At 78.9% G+C, this 3,280-nt stretch carries 5 protein-coding genes; 2 read left to right on the forward strand and 3 right to left on the reverse strand.

Annotated features, from left to right (window positions below; translation table 11 throughout):
* Both VGB14_10470 and VGB14_10475 read left to right on the forward strand, forming a co-directional pair.
* The coding region (locus VGB14_10470; protein HEX9993341.1) for a D-alanyl-D-alanine carboxypeptidase at nucleotides 1–329 on the forward strand (329 nt) is incomplete at its 5' end.
* A gap of 108 nt (nucleotides 330–437) precedes the next feature.
* The gene (locus VGB14_10475) at nucleotides 438–911 is read left to right on the forward strand and encodes an ATP-binding protein (GenBank protein HEX9993342.1); all 474 of its coding nucleotides are present in this window, start codon (nucleotides 438–440) and stop codon (nucleotides 909–911) included.
* 113 nt (nucleotides 912–1,024) lie between these two features.
* Here VGB14_10475 and VGB14_10480 read toward each other — a convergent pair whose 3' ends face one another.
* The 3 genes from VGB14_10480 to VGB14_10490 all read right to left on the reverse strand — a co-directional run.
* Nucleotides 1,025–1,999: an NAD-dependent epimerase/dehydratase family protein gene (locus VGB14_10480; protein HEX9993343.1), complete on the reverse strand. Its 975-nt coding sequence runs from the start codon at nucleotides 1,997–1,999 to the stop codon at nucleotides 1,025–1,027.
* A complete protein-coding gene (locus VGB14_10485) occupies nucleotides 1,996–2,145 on the reverse strand; it encodes a hypothetical protein (protein HEX9993344.1) in 150 nt (49 codons plus the stop codon). Before VGB14_10485 ends, VGB14_10480 begins: the two co-directional genes overlap by 4 nt.
* The coding region (locus tag VGB14_10490; GenBank protein HEX9993345.1) for a hypothetical protein at nucleotides 2,142–3,280 on the reverse strand (1,139 nt) is incomplete at its 5' end. The genes VGB14_10485 and VGB14_10490, both read right to left, overlap by 4 nt.

Consider the following 3,280-nt stretch of genomic DNA (forward strand, 5'->3'; position numbering starts at 1 on the left):
TCAGCCGGTCCGACGCGCGGTCGGCCGCCGACCTCGTCGCCGTCGTCGGCGCGGCGCGCGGCCGGCCGTGGTGGCCGGCCTTCCGGGGCGCGCTGGCCGTCGCCGGCCGCACCGGCACCCTGGCCGAGCGGTTCGTCGGCACGGCGGCCGAGGGCAACCTGCGGGCGAAGACGGGGACGATCATCGGCGGCGTGGCGCTCACCGGCGAGGTGACGACGGCCGGCGGCCGGCTGGCCACGTTCTCGGTCGTCGTGAACGGCGACGGCGCCGCCGCCGCCCAGCAGGCCATCGACGACCTGCTCGTCGCCGTGGCCGTGGACGCCTCGTGACGGCCCACCACAAGCTGCGCGTATCTGGCGCCGCCGTGGTGGCGCTGGGTGGCGGGGGGTGTGGAACCGTCCGGGACGGGGCAGGGAACGGCCATCGACGGCGAGGTGGTGCTCGACCTGGATGGCCACGCGGCCAGCGTCCCCGCCGCCCGGCGGACGGTGCAACGCTGGTTGCTGGACCGCCGCGTCCCCCAGCCTGCGGTCGAGCGCGTCCGCCTGGTCGTCACCGAGCTGGCCGACAACGCCGTCCGCCACGCCCGGACCCCGTTCCGGCTCCGGGTCACCGTGCACGGTGAGTCGGTCCGGGTCGAGGTGGCCGACGTCGACCGCCGGCTGCCCACGCCGGCCCGGCCCGCGCCCGACGCCGTGTCCGGCCGGGGCCTCTGGCTCGTCAGCCGGCTGGCCTACCGCTGGGGCGCCCACCCGGCGGCCGGCGGCAAGATCGTGTGGGCCACCGTGCTGGCCGGCGGCGGCGGGACGGACGAGTCGGCCCTGGCCGGCAGCGCCGAGCCCGACGCCCGCCCGTGCGGCCACGGCGTCCGCCCCGGCGCCGACGGCGCCGGCCGCCTGCTCTTCCCCTAGGCCGCCGCCCGCCCCGGCCGCTCGACGGTGCTCCGGCTCGGCCGCCGCGCGGCCGGCCGCCGGCGGGCCGCCGACGAGGCCGCCGTCCGCCCCTCCCGCCGGAAGTCCCCCTCCTAGGCCCGCGCCCGCCAGGCGGCGAGGAGCTCGGCCACCCGCTCCGGGGGGAGCCCGGCCCGCAGCGGGGCCGACCGGTCCCGGCCGCGGTCCCAGGCGGCCGTGTCGGCCACCGTGGCGGCGAGGGGCCTGGCCCGCAGGCCGAGCGCCCTCGCCCTCGTGTCGTCGCAGTGGAGCAGGCCGGCCTCCGGGTCGTCCGACGGCACCCACAGCGGCACGTCGGTCCACGGCTCGACTCCCTGGTCGAGCAGCCAGGCCTCGTCCACCCACGTCACGTCGGCCCCGGCCAGCAGGTCGGCCAGGGTCGCCTCGGCCGGCCCGACCCCGTTGACCACGCCGGCCGCCCCGGCCGCGGCCGCGTCGAGCAGGAAGGCGGCCAGGTCCCGCACGTCGACCACCTGCACGGGCTGGTCGGGCACCGCCGGGGCCAGCACCTCGCCGCCCTCGTCGAGGAGCCGCACCCACCAGGTGAACCGGTCGGACGGGTCCTCGGGGCCGACGATCAGCCCGGCCCGGACCGACAGGCCGCGGCGGGGGAGCAGGCCGGCGAGGGCCAGCTCGCAGGCCAGCTTGAGCTCCCCGTAGGCCTCCGGCAGGGGCGCGGCGTCGCCGTCGGCCGGCGGGGGGCGGACGGCCGACGTCTCGTCGACCGGGGCGGCCACCCCTTCGGCGTAGACCGAGATGCTCGACACGAACGACCAGTGGCCGGCGCCCGCGCCGACCGCCTCGACGGCCGTCGTGACCTGGCGGGGCCGGTAGGCGCTGGTGTCGACGACGGCGTCCCACGACCGGCCGGCCAGGGCGCCGAGGTCGCCGGGCACGTCCCGGTCGCCGAGCACCTCCTCGACGTCGCCCGGCCGGTGCGACGGGTGCCGGCCCCGGTGGAAGATGGTCACGTCGTCGCCCCGCTCGAGGGCGAGGTCGACGACGTGGCGGCCGAGGAACACCGTGCCGCCGATCACGAGCACCCTCACTCCGGCTCGGCCTCCTCCTGCTCGGCCTCGAGGCGCCGGGCCCGCCGGTTGGCGACGACCAGCAGCGCGGCGAACACGAGGATCGGCCCCGCCACCAGCAGCATCTCGTCCCAGCCGCCCTGGTGGGCGAGGACCACGAGGCTCACCCCCCGAGGAGGAGGGCGAGGCCCCCCACCGTGTAGGCGACCATGACGGCCAGCAGCGGCCACTGCGTCCGCACCGCCAGCCGGGCGGGGAACCGCTCGACGGCCCGGTCGTGGGCGGCCACCACGCCGGCCACGTGCCCGGCGACGATGGCGACGACCTGCACGGCGGCGATCGTGCCCGTCGACAGCGAGCGGTAGTCGGGGCCGGTGCCGACCGTGCCGAACAGGTCCCACCCCCGCCCGTACGGGTCGGAGGCGAGGGCCAGCGCGTTGCGGCTCTCGAACCACAGCAGCGAGAAGTAGTGGGCGACGGCGTAGGCGAGCACGATCGGGACGAGCGAGGGCACGAAATCCCGGCCGACCTCGCCCGCCGGCCGCCCCGCCACCCTCGAGGCGACGACGGTCGCCAGCCACCAGGCGGCGGCCACCGCGGCGATCACGGCGGCCATGCCGAGCGTGTTCACCGCCGTCAGCGACCACGCCCGGCGGCCCCTCGTCCGGTCCGCCCACCAGGCCGTCCGCTGGACGCCGTCGAAGGTGGTCGACCCGAGGGCGACGAGCACGAGCGCCGTCGTCCCCGGCAGCGGGCGGAGCGCGGCCAGGCCGGCGAGGGGCGGGCGCAGGCGGAGCCGGCCGTCGTCGCCCCGGTGCAGCGGGGCCAGGTGGCCGAGCAGCCCGAACAGCCCGGCGAAGCCCTCGCCGGTGCCGGCCCAGGCCCGGCCGAAGGCCAGCACGCCGGCCACCACCGCGGCCGTGTAGGCCACCAGCCAGGCGGCCACCGCCCGCGGGTCGGCGGGGTCGTGCCAGCACAGCTCCAGCCAGGCGAACGAGGCGAGGAGGGCGGCGGCCGTCCGGTGGCCCGGGTCCCACGCCACCCGGCGGCGGTCGGGCAGCAGGCGGGCGAGCGCGACGAACGGGCTGGCCACCGCCCACACGTTGCCGACGACGGCGGTGGCGATGAGCAGGCCGACCCAGAACACCACGTAGACGGCGACCGGCGCGACGTTGGCGGCGGCGTCGTCGGTGCCGAACAGGGCGGCGGAGAGCACGCCGGCGAACAGGGCGCCCCCCACCGCCCCGAGCAGCGCCCCGACCGGCCCGGCCAGGCGCTGGACGGCGCCGGGCAGCGCCGACC

It is taken from the genome of Acidimicrobiales bacterium, assembly GCA_036399815.1.
Classification (GTDB): domain Bacteria; phylum Actinomycetota; class Acidimicrobiia; order Acidimicrobiales; family DASWMK01; genus DASWMK01.